Here is a 22,593-nt window from a genome sequence, read left to right on the forward strand (position 1 = left end):
GACGACCTGTCGAACGTCCGGCGTCATGACCATGGTCGGCACCCCGCCGGACGCGCCCTAGTCGAGGGCCCGGTCGACCGAGGACAGCGGCAGCGCGAACAGCATGCGGCCGGACTGGGACCACAGCTCGCCCGTCTCCTCCCAGTAGGACAGGGAACCCGACCGGCCGCTCCAGCACTGGCGGGTCTCGTCCGTCCCGCACTCCGTCGCCCGGGCGCTCTCCGGGTCCTGGCGCCACAGCGTCCCGTGCCCGCCCGGTGAGCCCGCCGCGTGGTCCAGATACCAGCCCGAGCCGTACGCCAGCACGCCCCGCACGTCGGTCGTCTTCGTCTCGAACGCCTCGACCGGGTCCGCGTGCCCGGAGGCGTCGGTGGTGAGGGGGCCGGACGGGACCGGGCCACGGCTCAGCGGGTAGCGCCACAGCCGGGTGCGCCGGTCGCCGTCCGCGGGCACCCACTCGCTCGCGACCAGACTGTCGGGGGAGGTGCTGCGGTCCAGCGAGACCGTGGCCGGGTGCGGCACGTCGTCACCGCCGGGCAGGGTGTACGAGCCGACGGCGGGCAGCACGTACCGGTAGCCGTGCGCCGCCCAGCCGCCGCGCACCCGGCCGACCGCGTCGGACTCGACGGTGGCGCGCTGGATGCGGTCCATGTCGTACACGTGCAGCGCGTCCCGGTCGCCCTCGCGGGTCGTCACCAGCAGCTTGTCCTGGTACCAGACCATGCCGGACAGCGGCGAGACCAGCCCCCGGTAGTCGTGCCCGCCGTCCACCGGGACGGCCAGCAGGGCCCAGGTGTAGCGGAGCCGCTCCGGGTCGTTCGCGTCGACGAAGGCGACCTTGGCCAGGCCCCGCTCGGGCGCCGGGCCGTCCATGGAGCCGCCCTCGGCGCCGTTGGTCCAGCCGGAGAGGATCACACGGTTCCCGCCCCAGCGGCCGTCGTCGTCCGCGTCCCCCGAGGTGGTGACCGCGCCCGGCCGCCAGCCCCGGGTGTCGGCGCCGCCGAAGCAGTACGCGCGCGTGGCCGCGGGTTCGACCGGCAGGGCCTGCTTCTCGGCGGTCGAGCAGTCGGCCGCGTTCCGCAGCGGGCGGTCGGCGCTCTCCAGTACCGTGCCGACGCCGACGGGGCGGCCCATCTCGGAGGAGAGCCGGTCGAGCCACCGCTCCGGCACCCGGCGCTCGGCCAGCGGCAGCCGCCCGAACTCCGCCGTCGCACTGAGCGGCTTCAGCGTCCCCGGGGCGTCCGTGACCTCGGCCTGAGAAGCGCTGATCAGGGTGGCTGCGGCGGTGAGCGCGAGGGCCGTCCCGGCCAGCGTCGCCCGTACCGCCCTGCCCCGCCTGCGTCGCCGGTGTCTGCCGCGATGCTTCATTACGCCCTCCTGAGGCGGGCCAACTGCGCCTGATGATCCATACGTTGACGGAGGAGCAGGTGGGGTGACCCGTAGAGGGATGCTACGGCAGGTGAGCGGGGTGGCGGACGAAGACCCCGCAAATATGCGAAAGATGTACCCCTGGGCGACAGTCGGGCGACACGTCCGGTGAACCTCAGGGGGCCGGTGCGGAGGTGCGGAGCCCGCACACCGCCGGTGCCGTCGAGTACGGCAGCAGATCGCGCGGGTCGTCCGGGAGCAGCACCTCGACCTCGGAGTCCTCGGCGAACCGGTACGGCCGGTGCTCCAGCAGCGCCCCCAGATACCGCCGTATCCGCGACAGCTCGGCGCGCACCGTCACCGTGCGGGCCGGGTCGCCGAACACGTCCCCGGCCAGGCCGGAGGCGCTGCGGCCGGTGCGGTGGACGGCGAGGAGGTACAGCAACTCGGCATGCCGGGGACTCAGTTCACGGGCCCAGGACCCGGCACCCCCGGAGACCTCCACCGACCAGCCGCGTGCCCGTCTGAGGTCCAGCACGATCCTGGTCGCCCCGGGCGGCACCGGCTCGTCGGCGCCCGCCCGCACCAGCCAGCCCCCGGCCAGCGGCTCCACCGAGCACAGCCCGAGCGCCGGCAGCCACCGCGGGCCCGCCGACAGCGACTTCGGCAGGGCGATCCGTCGGGTGTACGGCATCCCGCTCACCGCGGCGGTCCAGCCGTCCGGGTCGACCACCAGGGCGCGCCCGCCGAGCCGCGCCAGCACCGGCGCCGCCACCGCGCGCAGCCGCTCCAGCGACTCCACGTGCATCTCCCGCAGCCGGGCCTCGGCGAGCTTGGCCACCGAGTCGACCCAGGCGAGCGTGGCCGGGTGCATCGTCTCCAGCGGCCCGCTCACGTCCACCACGCCCAGCAGCCGGCCGTCCCGCGGATCCGTCAGGGGAGCGCCGGCACAGGTCCAGCCGGCCTGGGAGCGCACGAAGTGCTCGGAGGCGAAGACCTGGACGGGCCGGCGTACCACCGCCGGAGTGCCCAGACCGTTCGTGCCGACGACGTCCTCGCGCCAGTCCGCGCCGAGTTCGAACCCGAGCCCGTCGGCCTTGCGCAACACCGGCGCGCTGCCCTCGCGCCACAGCACCCGGCCCTCCTCGTCGGCGACCACCATGATGTGGTGCGCGATGTCCGCGACCGCCAGCAGACCCTCCCGCAGCACCGGCAGCACATGGCGCAGCGCCGTCGTCTCGCGCCGCCGCCGGACCTCCTCCAGGGGCAGCAGCCCCGCCCGGAAGTCGTGGTCCGGGTCGACGCCGCCGCGCAGCATCCGCTCCCAGGACTGCTCGATCACCGGCCGCGGCGCCACGGGAGCGGGCTGCCCGGCGAGCCGGGCGGAACGGACCTCGTCGAGGACCCGGGCCGCCCGCGTGGCGTTCACGGCGGCGAGCTGCGTGACGTCCATCGGCGTGTCCCCCCGGAGCCGTTTCTGACTGTCCGTCTCATAGTGCCGCCTGCCCCGGACGGACGCGCGCAGTCCGCCCACAAGTCGGCATCAAGTTGCAACCCCTCGCAACCCTGGTGAACGACCGGGCCGTGGCTGAAAATTGAGCAGCGCCGTCCCGAGCGGCGTTCGATGGCTCGAACGGGCCAGTGCTGCGGGGGTGGTGCCGTGTCGGCGCAGCACCACCCCCGCTCCCGCCCGAGCGGATCGGCACACCAGATCGGAACAGCAGGTCAGGACACCGGACGGGCCCGCTCCACCACCGCCGCCAGATCCAGCGTGTGCGGCAGCGTCCCGAAGGCCGCGCCCCCGTCACCGCCCAGCCGGGCGGCGCAGAACGCGTCGGCCACCTGCGGCGGCGCGAACCTGACCAGCAGCGACCCCTGGAGCACCAGCGCGAGCCGCTCCGCCAGCCGTCGCGCCCGCCCCTCCACGCCCTCCAGATCGGCCAGTTCGGTCAGCAGGTTCTTGATGGCCCCGTCGAGCCGGTGATCGGCGCCGCGCGCCTGCCCGACCTCCCGCAGATACGCGTCCAGCGCGCCCGGCTCCCGCTGCAACGCCCGCAGCACATCGAGGGCCTGGACATTGCCCGCGCCCTCCCAGACCGAGTTGAGCGGCGACTCCCGCACCAGCCGGGGCATTCCGGACTCCTCGACGTACCCGTTGCCGCCCAGGCACTCCGCCGCCTCCACCGCCACCGGCGGGCACCGCTTGGTCACCCAGTACTTGGCGGCCGGCACCGCGATCCGCAGCAGCGCCCGCGCCTGCTCGCCGCCGTCGTCGTAGGCGGCCGCGAGCCGCAGCGCCAGGGTCGTCGCCGCCTCCGACTCGATCGCGAGATCGGCCAGGACGTTGCGCATCAGCGGCTTGTCGACGAGCTTCCCGCCGAACGCCTCGCGGTGGGTGCAGTGGTGCACCGCCTGCGCCACGGCCTGCCGCATCAGCCCCGCCGAGCCCAGCACACAGTCGAGCCGGGTCGCCGCGACCATCTCGATGATGGTGCGCACCCCGCGCCCCTCCTCGCCCACCCGGCGCGCCCAGGTCCCGTCGAACTCGACCTCCGCCGAGGCGTTCGACCGGTTGCCGAGCTTGTCCTTGAGCCGCTGGACCAGGAACACGTTGCGCGTCCCGTCGCGCAGCACCCGCGGCACCAGGAAGCAGGTCAGCCCGTCCGGAGCCTGCGCCAGCACCAGGAAGCCGTCGGACATCGGCGCCGAGCAGAACCACTTGTGCCCGGTCAGTTCGTACGTCCCGTCCTCGGCGAGCGGCCGTGCGGACGTCGTGTTCGCCCGGACGTCGCTGCCGCCCTGCTTCTCCGTCATGCCCATCCCGAACAGCGCGCCGGCCTTCAGATGGGCGGGACGCAGCTCACGGTCGTAGACCATGGACGTCAGCCGCGGCTCCCACTCGGCGGCCAGCTCCGGGTCCGTGCGCAGGGCGGGCACCGCCGCGTGCGTCATCGACAGGGGGCAGCCGTTGCCGGCCTCGACCTGCGTCCACACGAGGAAGGCCGCCGCCCGCCGGAGGTGCCCGTCCGGCCGCGCCCAGGCCGCCGTCAGACCGGCCGATACGCCCTTGCCGAGCAGCCGGTGCCAGGACGGATGGAACTCGACCTCGTCGATCCGCTCGCCGTACCGGTCGTGCGTGCGCAGCCGCGGCGGATTCTCGTTGGCCCGCGCCCCCCACTCCTGCACCTGGGCCGAGCCGGAGGCCCGCCCGAGCGCCGCCAGCTCGCCGAACACCTCGTCGCGCAGATCCGGATCCAGATGACGTTCGACCCCGGCCGTGAGGGCCCGGTCGGCCGTGAAGACGTCGTACCCGACCAGCGGCGGGACCTGGTTGCTCACGGAGTGGGTGCTGCCAGCCATGCTGCGAACCTACCGGGTGAGTGCGCTCGGGCGCGACGGATACCGTTAGGGGGTGCAGCCAGGAAGTGAAACCCCCGACACACCCTCCGGACGCCTCCACCGGGCGCGGGCCCTCTACCGGAACGTATCCAAGCGCAGGACCGCCTGGCTGCTGGTCAAGGACACCGTCAACTCCTGCATCGAGTACCGCATCCTGGGCCTGGCCGCCGAGGCCGCGTTCTTCACGCTGCTGTCGGTGCCGCCGCTGCTGCTCAGCATGATCGGACTGCTCGGTTACGTCGACGCCTGGACCGGCGCCGACACCATCGAGAGCCTCGAGGCCAACATCCTGGAGGCCGCGCGCACGATCCTCTCCGACCAGGGCGTCAGGGAGATCGCCGAGCCGATCCTGCACGACGTGATGAAGGGCGGCCGGCCCGACGTCATCTCCATCGGCTTCCTGTTCGCCCTGTGGTCCGGCTCCCGCGCCGTGAACGTCTTCATCGACACCATCACCGTCATGTACGGCCTCGACGGCGTCCGGGGCATCGTCAAGACCCGCCTGCTGGCCTTCGCGCTGTTCATCGTGGCCCTGCTGATCGGCTCCGTCGCGCTGCCGCTGATGGTGGCCGGACCGGACGCGGTGGTGCGGATCGTGCCGTGGTCGACGACGGTCGTGCAGGTCCTGTACTGGCCCGTGGTGATACTGCTGTCGATCGCCTTCCTCACGACCCTGTACCACGTGTCCGTCCCCGTGCGCTCCCCGTGGATCGAGGACGTGCCCGGCGCGCTCGTCGCCCTCGGCATGTGGGTGCTCGGCAGCTTCCTGCTGCGGATCTACCTGACCAGCACGGTCGAGGGCCCCACGATCTACGGCTCCCTGGCCGCGCCCGTGGCCGTGCTGCTGTGGATCGGTGTGTCCGCGTTCGCGGTGCTGGTCGGGGCCGCGGTCAACGCCGCCATCGACCGGGTCTGGCCGGCCGCCGCCACGGCCGCGGCCCGCGAGGCCAACGAGCGGCTGCGGCAGGCGCAGGTCGCCGAGTACGTGGCCCGCGCCGCCGCCCAGGGGGAGGCCGACCCCGACATGCCCTCCGAGTTCCCGGAACGCTGGTCCCGCTTCCTGCCTCCGGAGGACGTCTCGGCCCGCCTGCGCACGCATGTCAAGAGCACCCATGTGAAGAGCACCCACGCGAAGAACAGCGAGGCCAACGGGGAGGCGCCGCCGCCCTCCGAGCACTGAGGGACCCGCCCGCGTCACGCCTTCCAGGTGCCGGCGGCGGCTTCCTCCCGCACGAAGTCGGTGAAGGCGCGCGGTGCCCGGCCCAGGACCTCCCGTACACCGTCCTCGAGGTGCGCGTTGCGGCCGTCGAGGAGGGTGTCGAAGATGCCGGTCATGGCCGCGACCTCCTCCGGTGGCAGACCGAAGCCGACCATCGCCTCGCCGTAGTCCCGGGTCGAGACGGCCCGGTACGTCAGCGGCCGCCCCGTCGCCCCGGCGATCTCCGCGACCGCCTCCCCGAAGGTCAGCAGCCGCGCCCCGGACAGGCTGATCGTCCGGCCCACGTACCGGTCGCCGTCCGTCAGCGCCGTCACCACCACGTCCGCGATGTCCCGCACGTCGAGGAACGGCTCCCGCACCTCGTCGGCAGGGAACACCAGCTCACCGCGCTCCCGCAGCTCCGCCACCAGCGGGCCCTCGCTGAAGTTCTGCGCGAACCAGGCGGCCCGTACGACCGTCCAGTCCGCCCCCGAGGCGTGCAGCGCCTCCTCGGTCGGCAGGGCCTGGTCCTCGCCCCGCGCGGACAGCAGCACCAGCCGTCGCACCCCGAGCCCGACCGCCTCGCGCGCCAGCGCCCCGACCGCCTCGGCGGCGCCCGGCGCGCCGACGTCCGAGGGGTGGGCGAGATAGGCCGCGTCGGCGCCGCGCAGGGTCGCCGCCCAGGTCGAGCGGTCCCACCAGTCGAAGCCGGTCGCCCGGGACGCGGCCCGTACCGTGAGCCCCGCGGCCTCCGCGGCCCGCGCCACCCGGCTCCCCGTACGGCCCGAGGCGCCCGTCACCACCACTGTCATGCCCTGCGTGTTCCGTGTCGTGTTCGTCATGCCGTCGAGTCAACTGCCGTACGCGGCACGGAACCATCGCTGAACGGCTCATTCCCATACGCCCGCGTCTAATCTGGCCCCATGGACGCAGTCGCAGGGCTACTGGACGGCCCCCGCGCGCGGGGCGCGTTCATGATCAGGGCGTGTTTCGACCCGCCGTGGGCGGTCCGGGTGGAGGACCGGGCCCCGCTCACCGTGATGCTCGTCGCGCGCGGCGAGGCCTGGGTGGTGCCCGACCGGGGCGAGCGGGCCCTGCTGCGGGCCGGGGACCTCGCCATCGCCCGCGGCCCGGACCCGTACACCTGCGCCGACGACCCCGGTACGGCCCCGCAGGCGCTGATCCTGCCCGACCAGGAGTGCCGCTACCCCGACGGACGACCCCTCAACGGCTCCATGGACCTGGGCGTGCGCACCTGGGGCGACCGGCTCGACGGGGCCACCGTGATGCTGATCGGCACGTACCCGATGCGGGGCGAGGTCGGCGGACGGCTGCTGGACGCCCTGCCGCCGCTGCTCACCCTCCCGTCCGACGTGTGGGCCTGCCCGCTCACGCCGTACGTCGCCGAGGAGATCGTCCGGGACGAGCCCGGCCAGGAGGTCGTCCTGGACCGGCTGCTCGACCTGCTGGTCATCGCCGCGCTGCGGGCCTGGTTCGCCCGCCCGGAGGCGGAGGCCCCCGCCTGGTACCGGGCCCTCGCCGACCCGGTCGTCGGCGGTGTGCTGCGTCTGCTCCAGGACGACCCCGCCCACCCGTGGACCGTCTCCTCGCTCGCCGCCAAGGCGGGAGTGTCCCGCGCCGCGCTCGCCCGCCGCTTCACCGGCCTGGTGGGCGAGCCCCCGATGACCTACCTCACCGGCTGGCGCCTCGCCCTGGCCGCCGACCGGCTGCGCGACTCCGACGACACGCTCGACGCGGTGGCCCGCCGGGTCGGCTACGGCAGCGCGTTCGCCCTGTCGACCGCGTTCAAGCGGGTGTACGGGGTGAGCCCGGTGGAGTACCGGGCACGGGCGGCGTGAGGGGGCAGGGGCGGCGTAGCCTGGCCACGTGTACGTGGAGTGGGCGTCGCGGCTGGCGGGAGCGGTCGTGTGGACCAACACCCCGGACCGGGACGGGGTGGGGCGCGTGCTGCCCGACGGGTGCATGGACCTGCTGTGGCACGAAGGGCGGCTGCTGGTCGCCGGGCCCGACACCCACGCGTATCTGACGGGCGGCGAGACCGGTGCCTGGGCCGGGGTGCGCTTCTACCCGGGGACGGCGCCCGCGCTGCTGGGCGTACCGGCGCGCGAGCTGCGTGACCGCCGGGTCGAGCTGGCGGATCTGTGGCCGGCCTCGGAGGTGCGCCGCCTGGCCGACCGGGTGAACGCGGCCCCCGACCCGGCGAGCGGCCTGGAGGAGGTGGCGCTGCGGCAGGCGGCCGGGGCCGGACCCTCGGACCCCGTGCTGCGGGAGGTCGTCACGGCCCTCGACGCGGGCCGTCCGGTCGCCGCCACCGCCGACGAACTGGGTCTGGGCGCCCGCCAGTTGCACCGCCGCTCGCTCGCCGCCTTCGGCTACGGTCCCAAGACCCTGGCCCGTATCCTGCGGCTGCGCCGCGCCCTCGCACTGGCCCGGCACGGCGTGCCCTTCGCGGACACGGCCGCCCGGGCCGGATACGCCGACCAGGCCCATCTGGCCCGCGACGTCAGGGAGTTGGCGGGGCTGCCGCTGGGCGAGCTACTCGCCGGACGCGGCTAGCGGGGCGAAGAGGTCCACCCCGTTGCCGTCCGGGTCGTGCACGACGGCATACCGCTGCCCCCAGAAGGCGTCCCAGGGCTTGAGCTCGCCGTGGTACCCGGAGCCCACCAGTTCCTCGTACACCGCGTCCACGTCCGCCGGCCCGTCGCACCGCAGGGCCAGCGAGGCGCGGCCCCCGCCGGCGGGCGGCTCCCACGCGGGGAGGAAGGAGCGGACCGTCTCCTCGGTGTCGAAGAGCAGCCGGAGCCCGCCGGGCAGTTCGGCCTCGGTGTGAGGCTGGTTCTCGGCGCCCTCCGGGAAGGCGAAACCGAGCCGGCGGTAGAAGGCGACGGAGGCGGCCATGTCGGAGACGACGAGGCCGATGGCATCGAATCGTGCGGTCATGGGGCCACCGTAGGCAGGCCCGGGGCGGCCGGTCTTGAAGGAAACGGACACCGGAACACTGGATCCCCCCCGCCCCCCACGCCCGCACCCGTGTCCGATCCGTTCAAGACCATCCCCGGGCCGCCCGCGTAACGTCGCCGCCATGACGACCACGACACAGCGATCCCGGCACCTCGGCATCCCGATCGACCGCCCCGCCCAGGAGGTCTACGACTACGTCTCCGACCCCGTCAACGTCCCCGGCTGGGCCTCCGGGCTGGCCGGCTCCATGGAGAAGGTGGACGGCCAGTGGGTGGGGGAGTCGCCCATGGGGCGGGTCGTGGTCGTGTTCACGCCCAGGAACGAGTTCGGCGTGCTCGACCACGACGTCACCCTCCCCTCCGGGCAGACCGTGCACAACCCGATGCGGGTGATCGCCGACGGCCCCGGCTGCGAGGTGGTGTTCACCCTGCGCCGGCAGCCCGGGATGAGCGACGAGGAGTTCCGCCGCGACGCCGAGGCGGTCTCCGCCGACCTCAGCGCCCTCAAGCGGCTGATGGAACGCTCCTAGTCCTCCCCAGTCCTCCCAGGTTCTCCCTAGTCCGCCGTCTCCGACTCGTAGTGGATGGTGCCGTCCTCGTCCATTGTCGGGTGCATCTTCATGGGGCCGTACTCGTCGATGTCCGACGGGCGCGGGCCTTCCGGCCCGTCGGGCCCCATGCGCAGAAAACGCTCGACGCGGCAGATCCGGAAGAGGCGGTCGTCGAAGCGGAACTCGTCGGCGCGGTCGAGTGCCTTGTACTCCTCGGCGGCGCGCGCGTACCGGGCCTTCTTGGCCTCGTCGTACTGGTAGAGCATCGCCCAGATCTCGGACATGCCGTTGTGGAGCAGCCGCCGGGCGTCGTGGGGTGTGGCCATGAGCGTGCCGCAGGGCTGCCAGCCGTGACGGCCGCGCTCGACCACGCCGAATCCGACGGGCAGCAGCACCGGATCCGGGTGCGTGACCACCGCGCGCTCGGATTCCTCGCGGACGTCGGAGGGGAAACGGGCTCCCTTGTACGCGAAGTCGCTCAACCCCAGCCGTAGCGCGCCCGCCGCCAGGCCGTCCGGGCGGGCCGGGTCGAGGAGGAAGCCGACGTCCGGGGAGGGGGTGTCCTTCGCTCGCTTGTCCCACGACCGGGAGGCCGGCTCCAGGTCGGTGGGGCGCGGCGGTTCGAGACCGTCGTCGTCGCAGCGCGCGAACTCGTCGCCGCGCACGACCCGGTAGCGCACGCCGCACGCCTCCACCTCGTTCACCGGCTCGCGTTCCATCACCGCGACGGCCGCCAGCAGTTCGCGCCGGACGGCCGGGTCGTCGGTGTCGTCCTTGGCCGAGAACCACAGGTGTGAGTGCAGTCCGTCCCGGGCCACCTGCGGCATGCCGTCCGTCACCGGCTTCAGCAGCCGCCATTCCGGCCCCAGGGCGGGATCCTGCGCGGCGACCCCGAAGACCGGCCCGCGCAGCGACAGCGCGGGATAGCGCCGCGAGGCGTCCATCGCGTCGGCCTCCCGCACCCAGGCGGCCGGGTCGTCGCGGCGGACCAGCTCCTCCTGGAGAGCGTCGATCTGTTGCTGCCAGTCATCATCCATGCACGCATTGTCCCGGTCGCGAGGAGCGCGCAGGAGGCCGGGCGATGCAACAAATGCAGTTGTTGGGAACCGGGCGCGGACGCGGGGCACCGCCTGCCGGACCGGCCCGGACCGGACCGGCCCACGCAGACCCCGCGCGTCCCACGCTCCGCCGGGACGCCGCCGCCCCGCGCCCGAGCCGTCCCTGGACGGTCCGTGGACGCCGGGAAGGCTCGCCGGGGCCGGGGGCCGGACGCCACGCTGTGCCGTGCCAAACGAGACGAGCCGCCCCAGGGGTGACCCGCGGGGGACGGCGGTTCGGAAAGGAACACCGCATGAGCATGCGCAATCGGGCCATGGCGATGGTGACGGCCGTGTTGCTGGGGGGCGGGGCCACCGGGATCGCCCTGGCACCGGCCGCGAACGCCGCTCCCTACTTCGGCATCGACGGCGGCGGTGCCGTCACCAACGACTGGGAGGACGAGGAGAACCTCGGCGTCGAGGCCTACGCCAGGGGCAACGCCATCGCCCTGTGGGAGACCGTCCTGTGGGCGGACGGCGCCCTGTGGGAGGACGACGAGGGCGAGTGGCGGCCCTTCAAGAAGAGCCAGATCGACGGCTCGTTCGGGCCGGAGACCGAGTCGGCCACGCAGTGGTGGCAGAGCCGGCACAACCTCCCCGAGACCGACGGCACCGTCGTCAGCGAGAGCTGGGACTTCGCCCAGACCCGGCTGCAGAGCCTCCCGGGCAACATCGTCCAGTACAAGGGCGACGCGCGGAACGTCAACTTCAAGCGCGTGGGCGGCAAGTACCAGGTGAAGCTCAAGAACGTCGGGCCCTGGAAGAACGCGCACTACCGCACAGTCGGCTGAATGCCCTGACGGGCGGGTGACCCCCGAGTCACCCGCTCCACCTCGGCAGGGCCCACAGCAGTCCCGCCAGCAGTACGACGATGACCGCGAAGGAGACCAGCGCCGCCGCCCGCCACCGCCGGTACTCGGCACCGGGCGGCGGCGTCGCGAGGTCCACCCCCTGCCCGGCCGGCACCATCGCACCGCGCGGCCACGTCGGGTCGGCCAGCTCCCACACCGCCAGCAGCCGCGCCTGATCCGTCCCGGCCACCCGGCACAGCGCCTGCACCGCGCCCCTCGGCGGCTGCTTGGCCCCGCTGAGATACCGCTGCCACGACGACTTGCTGTACGCCGTCCGCCGGGCCAGCTCGGCCAGGCTCAGACCCGTGCGGTCCTTCAGGGCCCGCAGTTGCTCGACCAGATGCCGTGCCTCCCTCGGCAGTGCGTCCGGAAGCGGCTGCCAGCGTGTCATGGTCGTCCCCCCACTGCCCGCCGCCACCCCGCCCCCGGGCAACGGCCCCTCCCCACCGCATCGTTCGACGCCGCCCCGTCCGGACCAGTTCCCCGTGGCGACGGGCGCGCGGCGCGCTCAGGGGGTGTGAGACGGCCGACCGAGCGACCACCGCTCGACGACGGCGCGCCGGGGCACGGCGACCGCGGGGCCCGTCAGCCGATGTCCCCCGTACCAGGGCGCACCGCCACGGCGTCGACCTCGAACAGCATGCCCGGCAACGCCAGCGAGGCGACGCCGCTCAGCGTCTGCGCCGGCAGCCGCTCCCCGAAGCGGGCGTGCAGCGCCTTGCCCAGGACCGCCAGCTTGTCGAGGTCGTGGTCCACGATGAACGTGCCGAGCCGTACGACATGTTCGTAGCCGAGCCCGACGCCTTCCAGCGCCGACTTCAGTCGGTCGAAGGCGAGTTCCACCTGTGCGGCGAAGTCCCCGGGTACCGGGGTGCCGGTCGCGTCGGAGGCGTACTGGCCGCCGATGAAGACGGTTTCGCCGGGCGCCGACACGGCGTGGCTGTAGCCGAACGGCGTGGGGTCGTGGAGCGCGGCCGGGTTGGTGATCGTGCGCGAGTCGCGCGTCATGACGAGTCGGTCCCTTCGCGGGGTACGGCCACCGCCGAACCGGCGACGACCCTGATCACTCTCGCCAACTCCCCATGTCCACCGGCGTATTCCGGCCCATCGCCCCCGTCGGACGGGCCCTAGGCAGGCGGCGCAGCCGTACTCGCCCGTTCCACCAGCCGTGTCGACAGCTCCGTCCGCGTGCTCTCCGGGCGGTTCCCGTCCATCATGCGCAGCAGTGAGCGCAGGGCCGTCGCGGCCATCTCCGACAGGGGCTGGCGGACCGTGGTCAGGGCGGGGGAGGCCCAGCGGGCCTCGGGGAGGTCGTCGAAGCCCACCACGCTGACGTCGTGCGGGACCTTCAGCCCTCGCTCGGCCAGGGCCTGGTACACCCCCAGCGCCATCCGGTCCGAGCAGACGAAGACGGCCGTCGGCGGCTCGGGCAGGTCGAGCAGTTCCAGCATGCGGAGGCGTGCCAGGCTCTCGTCGAAACCGGCGTACCGGAGGTACTCGGCGCGGTGCCCGGCCCCGGCCGCCGCGAGCGCCGAGCGGTAACCGGCGACCCGGGCGCTGCTGCACAGCGTGCGCCGGTCGCCCGCGATGACGGCGACGCGCTCATGCCCCAGGGACAGCAGATGCTCGGTGGCCGTCAGACCGCCCTGCCAGTTCGCCGCCCCGACCGAGACCACGCCCTCCGGCGGCTCCTGGACCGGGTCGATCATCACGAACGGGATGCGGTGCTGCTCCAGCCAGGCGTACTGCGAGTCGCTCAGCTCGGCCAGGTTGAACAGGACCCCGGAGGAGCCCCGGGCGACCAGCTTGTCCAGCCAGCCGCGCTCCGGGCGGCCGACCCGGGAGCGGGTCAGGGCGGCCGACACCACGACCTCCAGGCCCGCGTCGTGCGCCGCCTCCTCCACTCCGTGCAGCACCGCGCCCGACCAGGAGCTCTCCAGCGAGTGCACGACCAGGTCGACCAGCCGGGGCGCCTTCGCCGCGTCGAACCGGGGTCTGCGCACATAGCCGAGCCGGTCGAGCGCCTCGGTGACCCGGCGGCGGGTCTCGGGCGCCACGTCCTCCCGGCCGTTGACCACCTTGGACGCGGTCGGCACCGACACCCCCGCCTCACGGGCCACGACCGCCAGCGTCGGACCTGCCGCCACGCTCGCACTCGCCGTACGGACCATCGGGAACCCACCTCTCCACCGGGCAGAAAGCGCTTCCTACTCTAGGCGCGGCGCAGGACGGCGGGTAGACAGGCGACTGAATGCCGGCCGATCACGCCCGGGCGGGGTGCCGTCGGCGGTGGCGGCCGATCCGGAGCAGGACTCAGCCGACGGGCGGCATCTCCGTCGGGTCGGAGTCGAGGCCCGGCCGCCTGCCGGCCCAGGCGCCACGGGTGAAGTCCGGGATCTCGACCGGGCGGCCCCGCCTCGCCAGGGACGCCGCGCTCAGCGGCACCGCCGCGCACCAGGCGGCCGAGTCGTACACGTCGATGTCGGGCACCAGCCCGGCGCGCATCAGCTGGACGGTGCGCCACTGCAGGACGTAGTCCATGCCGCCGTGACCGCCGTTGTTCGCGGCGTCGTCTCCGACCTTCCGCCACAGCCAGTGGTCGTACTCCTTGCGGTAGTCGGCGAAGTCGCGCCAGGTGTGGCCGCCGTGGTCCGGTTCCAGGTAGACGCGCGCGCCGGTCGGGGCGGGCCCGGTGTAGTCCTCGACGATCCCGCGGCTGCCGGCGAGGGTGTTGATCCTGCTGTACGGCCGGGGTGAACTCACGTCGTGCTCGGCCCGGACGATCCTGCCCCGTTCCGTCTCGATGAGACAGGTGACCAGGTCGCCGTTGATGTACGTCTCCTTCCAGGACGGATGGTCCCGGGGGACGAAGCGCTCGCGGTAGTCGGCCAGGCCCTTCGGGGCGGTCGCGGTGGCCGTCAGGGTGGCCAGCCGGTCGCCGCGGTTGATGTCCATGGCCGCCGCGATGGGCGCCAGCCCGTGCATGGGGTAGAGGGACGCGGTGCTGCGGGTGTGCCACAGCCGCCGCCAGGAGTCGGTGTAGTACGTGTCGGAGAAGAGGAGTTCACGCAGGTCGTGGAGGTAGCCGCCATGGCCGTTGGTGATGTCGCCGAACACCCCGGCGTGCGCCATCCTCAGCATGGCCAGTTCATTGCGGCCGTAGCTGCAGTTCTCGGCGAGGAGCAGGTGCCTGCGGGTGCGCTCGGAGGTGTCGACCAGGTCCCACAGCTGGCGCAGTTCGGTCGCGACGGGGAGTTCCACCACGGCGTGTCTGCCGCTGAGCAGCGCGGCTCTGCCGTGCTCGTGGTGGAACTCCCAGGGCGTCGCGACATACACCAGGTCGATGTCGTCGCGCCGGAGCATCCGGGCGTAGGAGTCGGCCGATCCGCCGTACTCCGCGGGGCGGGGCTCGCCCTTGCCCACCAGCCGGTCGGCGACGCGCCGGGCGCGGTCGGCGCGGATGTCGCAGACGGCGGTCACGGTGCAGCCGGGCACGGCCGCCCAGCCCTCGACCATGCCGCCGCCGCGGTTGCCCAGGCCGATGACTCCGACGCGGACGGTTCTGTGGGCCTCGAACGGCACGCCGATCATCGACTTCTGCCCGGGCCGGCGGCGGGGCGCCTGCCCGGTCGCGGCGGAGGCGGCCGGGGCCGCGGCGGTCATCCCGGCCGCGAGCGCACCGGTGGCGACGGCTCCGCCCAGAAGCAGTCGGCGTGAGACAGCGGGTGTTTCGGACATGACGGCAACACTCCTCGATGAGGTGGCTCGCATCACTGCCGGGGCACTGTCGGAACTTTCGGGGCATGACTCTGCGGGCTTCGACCGTGACATGTCAATACGTGCTCGATGGGGAGCCGTTCCGAGCAGAATCGAGCATCGGCTGTCGATACCCCGAACGTGCCGCCGCGCTCAGCCCGGAGTGCAGGTCAGCCGAAACCCCGTGAAGTCCGCCGTGAACGCCGCGTCGACGAGGTCCCGGGCGTGGATGCCCGCCATCGCCCCGGTGAAGCGCAGCCGGGAGCCGTGGTCGTCGGACAGCCGGCTGAAGTCCAGGGCCGCTCCGACCGCCGTACGCACCCCGTCCCGTACGTACCAGAAACGGGCGTCGGCACCCTCGACCGTCACACCCAACGTCACCGGTTCCGCCACCGGCACGTCCACCACCGCGACCTGCCGGGCACCACCCTCATCCCGCTCCACGAGGCTGAGCACCGTACGGCCACCCCCGCTCCACTGCTGCCCGCACTGCGGCTCGCCCTCCGGCTCCGACCAGGTCAGATCCAGGCTGAGATACGCCTCCGGGTTGTACCAGAGCACCAGCCCCGCAGCCTGGGTGAAGGTCACCGGCCTTGCTTCGACGGTGATTTCGGCCTCCGCCTGGTGCTCGGTGACGCGCTGGGCCAGCAGGCTGGTCGCCCAGCGGGACTCCGGCCCGTGCCGGCCGCGCAGCCGGATCCAGCCCGGGCGTGCCGTCGTGTCGGCCCAGGACGGGTCCGGCGCCTCGCGCGGGGTGCTCCACGGCCAGGACAGGTCCTCGGGCGGTGCGGCGGGCGGCAGCGGGTGCGGCCTGGTCGGCACATCGACGTCCACCGCCGGGTGCCAACCGCCCTGCCGCAGCCGGGGCCAGCCCTCCGCGTCCCAGGTCACCGCCTGGATCGCGGTCTCCCGTCCGAGCGTGCAACGGCGGCCGTGCGACGTGTGCAGCGGACGGGCCGTCAGATGACCGAGCAGCCACTGCCCGTCCGGCGTCTCGACCAGCTCGCCGTGCCCGGCCTTCTGCAACGGCACGCCCTCGTCGTCCCGTGTCGTCAGCAGCGGCCGGTCGTCGAGCACGTACGGCCCGGTCAGCTCCCTGCCGCGGGCCACCCGCACCCCGTGCTCCCAGCCCGTGCCGCCCTCGGCGAGCACCAGGTAGTACCAGCCCTCGCGGCGCAGCAGCTTCGGCCCCTCGATCAACCGGTCGTGCTGAAGCAGCAGACGCGTCTCCCCGACGGGTGCCAGCGTGTCCCGGTCCAGCTCCGTGGCGACGATCCCCGCGAATCTGCGGCCCCCCGGCCGGTGGTCGTTCTGCAGGTTCAGCAGCCACAGCCGCCCGTCCTCGTGGAACAGGGCCGGATCGAAGCCGTGGCTCGCGACCCGGCGCGGGGCACTCCACCCGCCGCCCACCTCGGCGGCCGTCGAGACGTACGTGTCGAGATCGAAGTACGGCGTGCCGACCGACCGTACGACGGTGTACGTCACCCAGAACCGCTCCCCGTCCCAGCTCAGCGACGGAGCCCAGATGCCGCCCGAGTCGGGCACCCCGGCCAGCGAGCCCCCGGGCGCCGCCCCCTCGACGTGCCCCGCGTACTCCCAGTGGGCCAGGTCGCGGGAGCGGTGCACCGGGATCGTCGGGAACCACTCGAAGGAACTGGTCGCCACGTAGTACCAGTCGCCGACCCGGATCAGTGAGGGGTCGGGGGCGAAGCCGCGGAGGACGGGGTTGTGCAGGACGGTCACGTGAGGGCTCCCCGGGGAGTTGATCACTTGAGGGCGCCGAGCGTCACGCCCGACCGCCAGTAGCGGCGCATCGCGACCATCATGATCGCCATTGGCACGATGGACAGCAGCGCTCCGGTCAGCACCAGACCGGTCAGGTCGATGCCGGACTCCAGCCGGGTGCCGGTCCAGTTGTAGAGGCCGAGGTTGAGCGTCCAGTTCTCCTTGCCGCGCAGCACGGTCAGCGGCAGGAAGAAGGCGTTCCAGGTGTTCACGAAGGCCAGCAGGAACACCGTCGCGCCGCCCGTCGTCATCATCCGCAGCACGATGCTGAAGAAGATCCGCAGCTCGCCGGCGCCGTCGATCCGGGCCGCCTCCAGCAGCTCGTAGGGGATCGTGGCCTCGGTGTACACCTTGGCCAGATACACGCTGAACGGGTTGATCAGGCAGGGGATCAGCATCGCCCAGGGGGTGTCCACCATGCCGATCGCCGAGAACAGCAGATACAGCGGGAGCGTGAGCAGCGCGATCGGGATCAGGAACGAGCCCACGACACACGCGAAGATCGCGTTACGGCCCGGGAAGTCGAAGCGGGCCAGTCCGTAACCGGTCGCGAGGGCGATCAGCGTGCCGCCGAGCGAGCCGACACCGGCGTACAGGAACGAGTTGGCCGTCCACCGCAGGAAGATGCCGTCCTGGTACGTGAACACCTGCCGCAGGTTGTCCCACAGGTGCCAGCCCGAGAACCACAGCCCGTTGCTCTGGTACAGCGCCGTGCGGTCCTTGGTCGCGGCGACGATCAGCCACCACACCGGGAACAGGCTGTACACGCTCGCCAGGGCCAGCCCGACGAGAAGGAAGCGCTGGCCGCCCCGCCCGCGCGAGGCCGGATCCGGACGGGACAGACGCCGGACGCCGCGGACTTCGGACCGCTCGGTGGCGGTCCGCTCGGTCAGCACCATCAGTCGGCCTCCTTCGAGGTGAGCCGGTAGAAGAGGAAGGAGGCCACGCCCAGGATCAGCGCGAGCAGCACGGACAGCGCGGCGGCGTAGTGGTATTCGCCCGCGTTGAAGGCCTGGTTGTAGATGATCATGATCGGGGTGAAGCTGTCGCTGACCGTCTGCGGAGTGATGTTCCGGAACAGCGCCGGCTCGTTGAAGATCTGCAGCATCTGGATGATCGACAGCAGCCCCGTCAGGACCAGCGCCCCGCGCACGAACGGGATCTTGATGCTGCGCGCGATCCGCAGCTCGGAGGCACCGTCCAGCCGGGCCGCCTCGAACAGCTCGCGCGGCACGCCCTGCAGCGCCGAGTAGATGATCACCATGTTGTAGCCGATGCCGTGCCAGGTCAGCAGATTGCCGATGGACGGCCACACCATCGACGGTGCGAAGAAGTTCCAGTCGAAGCCGAGGGTCTTGCCGATCGGGGTGAGCGGACCGACGTCCGGGCTGTAGAGGTTGACCCACACGATCGCCGCGACCACCCCGGGGATCATGTACGGCACCAGCAGCAGGATCCGGAACCGGCTCGCCGCCCTGGAGGTCAGCGCGTCCAGGAACAGCGCCAGCAGCAGGCTGATCAGCAGCATGAACGGGATCTGGACACAGGCGAAGAGCACCACCCGCAGGATGGAGTTCATGAACGCCGAGTCGGTCAGGCCCTGGGTGTAGTTCTCGAGCCCGACGAACTCCGTGGTCGCGCCGCCGAGGCCGAGCCCGGACTGCTTCTCCGTGAACAGCGACTCGTGGACGGCGTAGCCGATCGGGAGCAGATACAGGAAGACGAAGCCGAGCTGGAAGGGCACCGTGAACGCGGCGCCCTTCCAGCGCAGGGAGCGAGTCATCGATGCCTCAGCCCTTGACGCTGATACCGCGGGACTTCAGGTCCTTGACCGTCCACTCCTGCATGTGCGCGAGCAGGTCGGTGACCTTCTCCTGCTTGTTGACCACCTTGGCCCAGCCCGCCTGGAGTTCGGTGAACATCGCGGTCCAGTTCGGGCCGTAGGTCCAGTCGGTGGTGACCGTGCCCAGGCTGTCCGTCACGACCTTCTGCGCCGGCGCGTAGTTCTCGCCGAGCAGCTTCCGCGAGATCGACTCACCGACGTAGGCCTTGCTGTCGGCCAGCGCGGGCATCACGCCGTTGCCGGTCTCCGGGCTCGCCATCGTCTTGACGGCGTCCTGGTTCGTCGACATCCACAGCGCCGCCTTCGCCGCCTGCTCCTGGTTCTCGCACTGCTTGGTCACCAGGGTCACGCTGCCGGTGAGGTTGGTGCCGGCCGGCGTCTTGGCCGCCTCGCCCTGGTACGTCGGCCAGGGGGCCAGGGCCCAGTCGCCGAAGGACTTGGTGAAGTTCTGCACCATGCCGGCCATCTGCCAGGTGGAGATCTGCCGGGTCGCGGTGGCACCGGTGTCGTAACTGCGCTGCACGGCCGCGTAGTCGGCGAAGGACAGCTTGGCGTTCAGGTCGTTGTCGATGATCTCCTGGATCACCTTCGCGGCCTTGAGGGTGCCCTCGTCCTGGAAGTCCACCTTCCAGGCGTTGCCGTCGATCGCGTACCAGTGCGCCCCGGCCTGCATCGCGAGCACCTCCAGCGTGCTCGGGTCCTCACCGGCGTAGTTGGTGATCTTGATGCCGTGCTTCTTCAGCACCTTGCCGGCGGCGATGAACTCGTCCCAGGTGGCCGGGGGCTTCAGGCCGTACTTCTCGAAGATGTCGGTGCGGTAGATCGTGAACTGGGGCGCCGAGCTGGTGGGAACGCCGTAGAGCTTGCCCTGCACCTGCGCGCTCGCCCAGGCGCCGGTGTTGAACTTGTCCTGCTCGCCCTCGACGTACCGCGTGATGTCGGCGAGCGCGTCCTGCGACACCCAGCTCGTCACGTACTCGGCGGTGTTCTGCACCAGGCAGGGCGCGTTGCCGGCCTTCACCGCGTTGGTCAGCTGCTTCTGCATGGTCAGCTGGTCGGTGACCTTCGTGTACTTCAGCCGGATGTCCTTGTGTGACGCGTTGAACGCCTTGACGACCGCTTCCTGGCCGTTGGCCCAGCCCCAGAAGGGGAGGGTGACCGGACCGGACTTCGACGCGGCGTCGTCGCCCGAGCCGGATCCGCCGCAGGCGGAGAGCAGACCTGTCAGCGCGATGCCCGCGACAGCGGCGGAGGCGAACCTTCTCCGGGGGCTGGTGAAGTTCATCTGACCGTGATCCTTCGGAATAGGACGTTCTCAGAACGAGAGGACGGCGGCGGCTCGGTGATGCCGGCCGGGAACGGCGGCCGGAAAACCGTCGGCTCGCGGTTGCGGGGGGTCGGCCAAGCAGAAGCTGTAGTAAGCGGTTGCTGGGACGGTAGGCGGACGGATCCGCTCAGAGCAAGAGGTGCGCGTCAATTTGTTACGGCGGATTGTCCGGTGGGTTATCGCCGGGTGCGCGGGGTCGCCTCGCGTCCGGCTCGGTATACGCACAGGTCAAGGCGCTGTCGGAGCCGCCGGTCCGCGCTGCGGCGGGCACGCCGACGGCACCCGTGAGGGGCCGTAAAGTCTCGGGAAACCGGTTACGTAACGACTCGACTTCGCGTCAGCGTCAGCGGTCAGACGCGTGTAGCCGGTGGCCGCACCGAGTTGCGGACCACGACATGCGTGCCCAGCACCAGATGATCGCCGTCGGCGCTCTTGCGACGGCCCGCGCCGCCCTCGCGCCGGTCGGCCACGGCGCGCAGCGCGACCCGGCCCATCTCCTCGTACGGCACGTGCACGGTGGTCAGTTGGGGCGTGAGCTGGGAGGCGAGCGGGATGTCGTCGTAGCCGACGATCGAGACGTCCTCGGGTACCCGCAGGCCCGCCGCGCGCAGGGCCTGCGCGGCGCCCGCGGCGACCACGTCCGTGCCGGCGAGCACCGCGGTGAAGTCCGGAGCGTCGTGCAGGGCCGCCTCGACCGCCTCGTAGCCGTGCTCGTAGTCGTACGGGCCGTGCCGGACCATGCCCGGGTCGAAGGGCACGCCGTACGCCTCGAAGGCCCGCTGCGCTCCCTTCAATCTGCCCTGGGCGGTGGTCAGTTCGGCATGCCCGGGCAGGACGAGGACGCGTCGGTGACCGGCCGACAGCAGGTGGCTGGCCATCGCGTGGGCGCCGCCCTCGTTGTCGTAGTCGACCGTCGTCGCCGGGACGTCGCCCTCCAGCGGGGGCCTGCCCACCAGGACCAGATGCGAGCCGGCCGCGTCCAGGGAACGGGCGAAGCGGGCCATGCGCAGCTGGTACTCGTCGTAGTCGTAGGCGCCGCCGAGCAGGATCACGGCGGCCACGCCCTGCTGCCGCATCATGTTCACCAGGGCCAGCTCACGCTCCGGGTCGTCACCGGTCGTGCCGACCAGGGAGAGCCAGCCGCGCAGGGTGGCGGCGCCCTCGACGCCCTTCGCGACGTGCGCGAACGCGGCGCCGGTGATGTTGTTGATGAGGATCGCCACCGTCGGTGTGCCGCCGCCGGCGAGGGAGCGGGCGTGGGCGTTGGTGACGTAGTCCAGGTCCCGGACCACCTTCATCACCCGGCGGCGCAGTTCCTCCGACACCGGGTAGTTGCCGGACAGCACCCGCGAGACGCTGGCCACGGAGACGCCCGCGCGCTCCGCGACATCGCGGATGGTCGCCCGGCCGGCGTCACTCGTCGCCTTGCGCTGACTCACCCTTGCGGCTCCTTCACGGTAGTGGCCCGGCCCGTTGCCGTCCGGCCGGTGGCGGGCCCGGCCGCGCCGACTGCATCGGTCGTTTCGGCACTGTGCGGAAACCGTATCCCATCGTTACTCCAAGGCCGGAGGGCCTGTGGACAGCGGTGGAACGCCCCTGCCCGGCATGACGCGTGCCGGAATCGCCCGCCGTGCGGTGACGACCCGCGTCGCGTTCCCACGCCGCCGGTCACCGAGCCGCGACGCGGTCTGTGGCGGCGTCCCTCCGGCAGGCACACTGAGTGGCTGTACGGAAGCGCCGGCGGCACGGGGGAGGCGCGATGGACTCGGCTGTGGCGGGCCTGCTGGTGGCGGTTGTCGGCGTGGGCGGCACGCTGGGGTCGGCGTGGCTGACCCAGCGCCGCGGGGACGTGTCCCGCCGCGAGGAGTGGGAACGGCTCGAAGGGACGCGCCGCGCCGAGATCGCCGCCCGGCTGGCGGAGTCGGGCCGGGAGACCCGCAGAGCGGCGTACACGGAGTTCAACGCCGCCGCCCGCCACTATCTGGCGACCCTCAACGACCACTCCCACGTACTGCGCATCGGGTACGACCCGCAGGAGTCGCTGGCCACGGTCGAGGCGGCCCGCGTGGACTACCGTCGCCGATACGCCGAGGCCCAGATGATCGTGCCGGACCTCGTGCTGACAGAGGTGAAGCGGGTCGACAGCGACCTGAATTCCGTCTACGGCGTCCTGGCCCGCCTGACCCGTGGCACCACACGGGAAGGCGACGACATCGAGGGCGTGCGGGATGAGATCAGGCAGGGCTGGCAGGACCTGTCCAGAATGCGCACTGCGATGCGTGAGGACCTGGGAGTGACAAGGCCGTCCCCGGACTGAGGCCGCTTCGCCGGCCGACTTCGAGGTCCTTCCGCGTCGCCCGGTCGCCCGGCCGTCGACGCCCGGCCGGAGCGCACGCGGGTTCCCTGCCGCGTCGCCGAAAGGCCCAGCTGTCATGGC

Annotated in this window: 21 protein-coding genes; 6 read left to right on the top strand and 15 right to left on the bottom strand. The window is 72.3% G+C overall.

The annotated features are described in order from the left end of the window. Positions 1-57: 57 nt before the first annotated feature. From ACFT4A_RS03990 to ACFT4A_RS04000, 3 genes are all read right to left on the bottom strand, one after another. Positions 58-1,368 carry a hypothetical protein gene (locus ACFT4A_RS03990; protein WP_382825700.1) on the bottom strand — a complete coding sequence of 437 codons (1,311 nt, stop codon included), beginning with the start codon at positions 1,366-1,368 and terminating at the stop codon, positions 58-60. 175 nt (positions 1,369-1,543) lie between these two features. Next, positions 1,544-2,821 carry a GAF domain-containing protein gene (locus ACFT4A_RS03995; RefSeq protein WP_382825701.1) on the bottom strand — a complete coding sequence of 426 codons (1,278 nt, stop codon included), beginning with the start codon at positions 2,819-2,821 and terminating at the stop codon, positions 1,544-1,546. A 272-nt stretch (positions 2,822-3,093) separates the two neighbouring features. Beyond that, entirely contained in the window at positions 3,094-4,728 is a 1,635-nt protein-coding gene (locus ACFT4A_RS04000) for an acyl-CoA dehydrogenase family protein (RefSeq protein ID WP_382825702.1), read from the bottom strand. 52 nt (positions 4,729-4,780) lie between these two features. Between ACFT4A_RS04000 and ACFT4A_RS04005 the strand changes: the two genes are divergently transcribed. Then, complete coding sequence (locus ACFT4A_RS04005) at positions 4,781-5,947, top strand: YihY/virulence factor BrkB family protein (protein WP_382825704.1); 1,167 nt, start codon at positions 4,781-4,783, stop codon at positions 5,945-5,947. A 14-nt stretch (positions 5,948-5,961) separates the two neighbouring features. Here ACFT4A_RS04005 and ACFT4A_RS04010 read toward each other — a convergent pair whose 3' ends face one another. Next, a complete protein-coding gene (locus ACFT4A_RS04010) occupies positions 5,962-6,807 on the bottom strand; it encodes an NmrA family NAD(P)-binding protein (RefSeq protein WP_382825706.1) in 846 nt (281 codons plus the stop codon). An 81-nt stretch (positions 6,808-6,888) separates the two neighbouring features. Here ACFT4A_RS04010 and ACFT4A_RS04015 point away from each other — a divergent pair, with 81 nt between their 5' ends. Both ACFT4A_RS04015 and ACFT4A_RS04020 read left to right on the top strand, forming a co-directional pair. Next, positions 6,889-7,824, top strand: a complete 936-nt coding sequence (locus ACFT4A_RS04015; RefSeq protein ID WP_382825708.1) for an AraC family transcriptional regulator — start codon at positions 6,889-6,891, stop codon at positions 7,822-7,824. 28 nt (positions 7,825-7,852) lie between these two features. Further along, complete coding sequence (locus ACFT4A_RS04020; protein WP_382825710.1) at positions 7,853-8,542, top strand: helix-turn-helix domain-containing protein; 690 nt, start codon at positions 7,853-7,855, stop codon at positions 8,540-8,542. On the opposite strand, the gene ACFT4A_RS04025 is transcribed toward ACFT4A_RS04020, so the two are convergent. Beyond that, positions 8,522-8,926 (bottom strand): VOC family protein, encoded by a 405-nt coding sequence (locus ACFT4A_RS04025; protein ID WP_382825712.1) that lies wholly within the window; start codon positions 8,924-8,926, stop codon positions 8,522-8,524. The genes ACFT4A_RS04020 and ACFT4A_RS04025 overlap by 21 nt on opposite strands. 142 nt (positions 8,927-9,068) lie before the next feature. Here ACFT4A_RS04025 and ACFT4A_RS04030 point away from each other — a divergent pair, with 142 nt between their 5' ends. Next, a complete protein-coding gene (locus ACFT4A_RS04030) occupies positions 9,069-9,476 on the top strand; it encodes an SRPBCC family protein (RefSeq protein WP_382825714.1) in 408 nt (135 codons plus the stop codon). Between the two features lie 26 nt (positions 9,477-9,502). On the opposite strand, the gene ACFT4A_RS04035 is transcribed toward ACFT4A_RS04030, so the two are convergent. Further along, a complete protein-coding gene (locus ACFT4A_RS04035) occupies positions 9,503-10,534 on the bottom strand; it encodes a DUF5954 family protein (RefSeq protein ID WP_382825716.1) in 1,032 nt (343 codons plus the stop codon). A 314-nt stretch (positions 10,535-10,848) separates the two neighbouring features. On the opposite strand from ACFT4A_RS04035, the gene ACFT4A_RS04040 reads away from it, so the two are divergent. After that, the gene (locus tag ACFT4A_RS04040) at positions 10,849-11,385 is read left to right on the top strand and encodes a peptidoglycan-binding protein (RefSeq protein WP_382825718.1); all 537 of its coding nucleotides are present in this window, start codon (positions 10,849-10,851) and stop codon (positions 11,383-11,385) included. Positions 11,386-11,413: 28 nt separating this feature from the next. On the opposite strand, the gene ACFT4A_RS04045 is transcribed toward ACFT4A_RS04040, so the two are convergent. From ACFT4A_RS04045 to ACFT4A_RS04085, 9 genes are all read right to left on the bottom strand, one after another. After that, positions 11,414-11,836: a helix-turn-helix domain-containing protein gene (locus ACFT4A_RS04045; protein ID WP_382825720.1), complete on the bottom strand. Its 423-nt coding sequence runs from the start codon at positions 11,834-11,836 to the stop codon at positions 11,414-11,416. Between the two features lie 194 nt (positions 11,837-12,030). Further along, positions 12,031-12,453 carry a RidA family protein gene (locus ACFT4A_RS04050; protein ID WP_382825722.1) on the bottom strand — a complete coding sequence of 141 codons (423 nt, stop codon included), beginning with the start codon at positions 12,451-12,453 and terminating at the stop codon, positions 12,031-12,033. 119 nt (positions 12,454-12,572) lie between these two features. Next, complete coding sequence (locus tag ACFT4A_RS04055) at positions 12,573-13,616, bottom strand: LacI family DNA-binding transcriptional regulator (protein ID WP_382825725.1); 1,044 nt, start codon at positions 13,614-13,616, stop codon at positions 12,573-12,575. A gap of 142 nt (positions 13,617-13,758) precedes the next feature. Next, on the bottom strand, positions 13,759-15,183 hold the full coding sequence (locus ACFT4A_RS04060) for a Gfo/Idh/MocA family protein (RefSeq protein ID WP_382825727.1): 1,425 nt from the start codon (positions 15,181-15,183) through the stop codon (positions 13,759-13,761). Positions 15,184-15,354: 171 nt separating this feature from the next. Beyond that, the gene (locus tag ACFT4A_RS04065) at positions 15,355-16,944 is read right to left on the bottom strand and encodes a family 43 glycosylhydrolase (protein WP_382825729.1); all 1,590 of its coding nucleotides are present in this window, start codon (positions 16,942-16,944) and stop codon (positions 15,355-15,357) included. Positions 16,945-16,967: 23 nt separating this feature from the next. Next, positions 16,968-17,885 (bottom strand): carbohydrate ABC transporter permease, encoded by a 918-nt coding sequence (locus tag ACFT4A_RS04070; protein WP_382825731.1) that lies wholly within the window; start codon positions 17,883-17,885, stop codon positions 16,968-16,970. Then, positions 17,885-18,769 carry a carbohydrate ABC transporter permease gene (locus ACFT4A_RS04075; RefSeq protein WP_382825733.1) on the bottom strand — a complete coding sequence of 295 codons (885 nt, stop codon included), beginning with the start codon at positions 18,767-18,769 and terminating at the stop codon, positions 17,885-17,887. The genes ACFT4A_RS04070 and ACFT4A_RS04075 overlap by 1 nt, the downstream gene beginning before the upstream one ends. Positions 18,770-18,776: 7 nt before the next feature. Continuing rightward, positions 18,777-20,114: an ABC transporter substrate-binding protein gene (locus ACFT4A_RS04080; RefSeq protein ID WP_382825735.1), complete on the bottom strand. Its 1,338-nt coding sequence runs from the start codon at positions 20,112-20,114 to the stop codon at positions 18,777-18,779. Positions 20,115-20,506: 392 nt separating this feature from the next. Then, positions 20,507-21,595, bottom strand: coding sequence for a LacI family DNA-binding transcriptional regulator (locus tag ACFT4A_RS04085; RefSeq protein WP_382825737.1), 1,089 nt, complete (start codon positions 21,593-21,595; stop codon positions 20,507-20,509). 320 nt (positions 21,596-21,915) lie between these two features. On the opposite strand from ACFT4A_RS04085, the gene ACFT4A_RS04090 reads away from it, so the two are divergent. Continuing rightward, positions 21,916-22,473, top strand: a complete 558-nt coding sequence (locus tag ACFT4A_RS04090; protein ID WP_382825739.1) for a hypothetical protein — start codon at positions 21,916-21,918, stop codon at positions 22,471-22,473. The last annotated feature ends 120 nt before the right edge of the window (positions 22,474-22,593 follow it).

The organism is Streptomyces sp. NPDC057099 (genome assembly GCF_042671245.1).
Taxonomy (GTDB): Bacteria; Actinomycetota; Actinomycetes; order Streptomycetales; family Streptomycetaceae; genus Streptomyces; species Streptomyces purpurascens.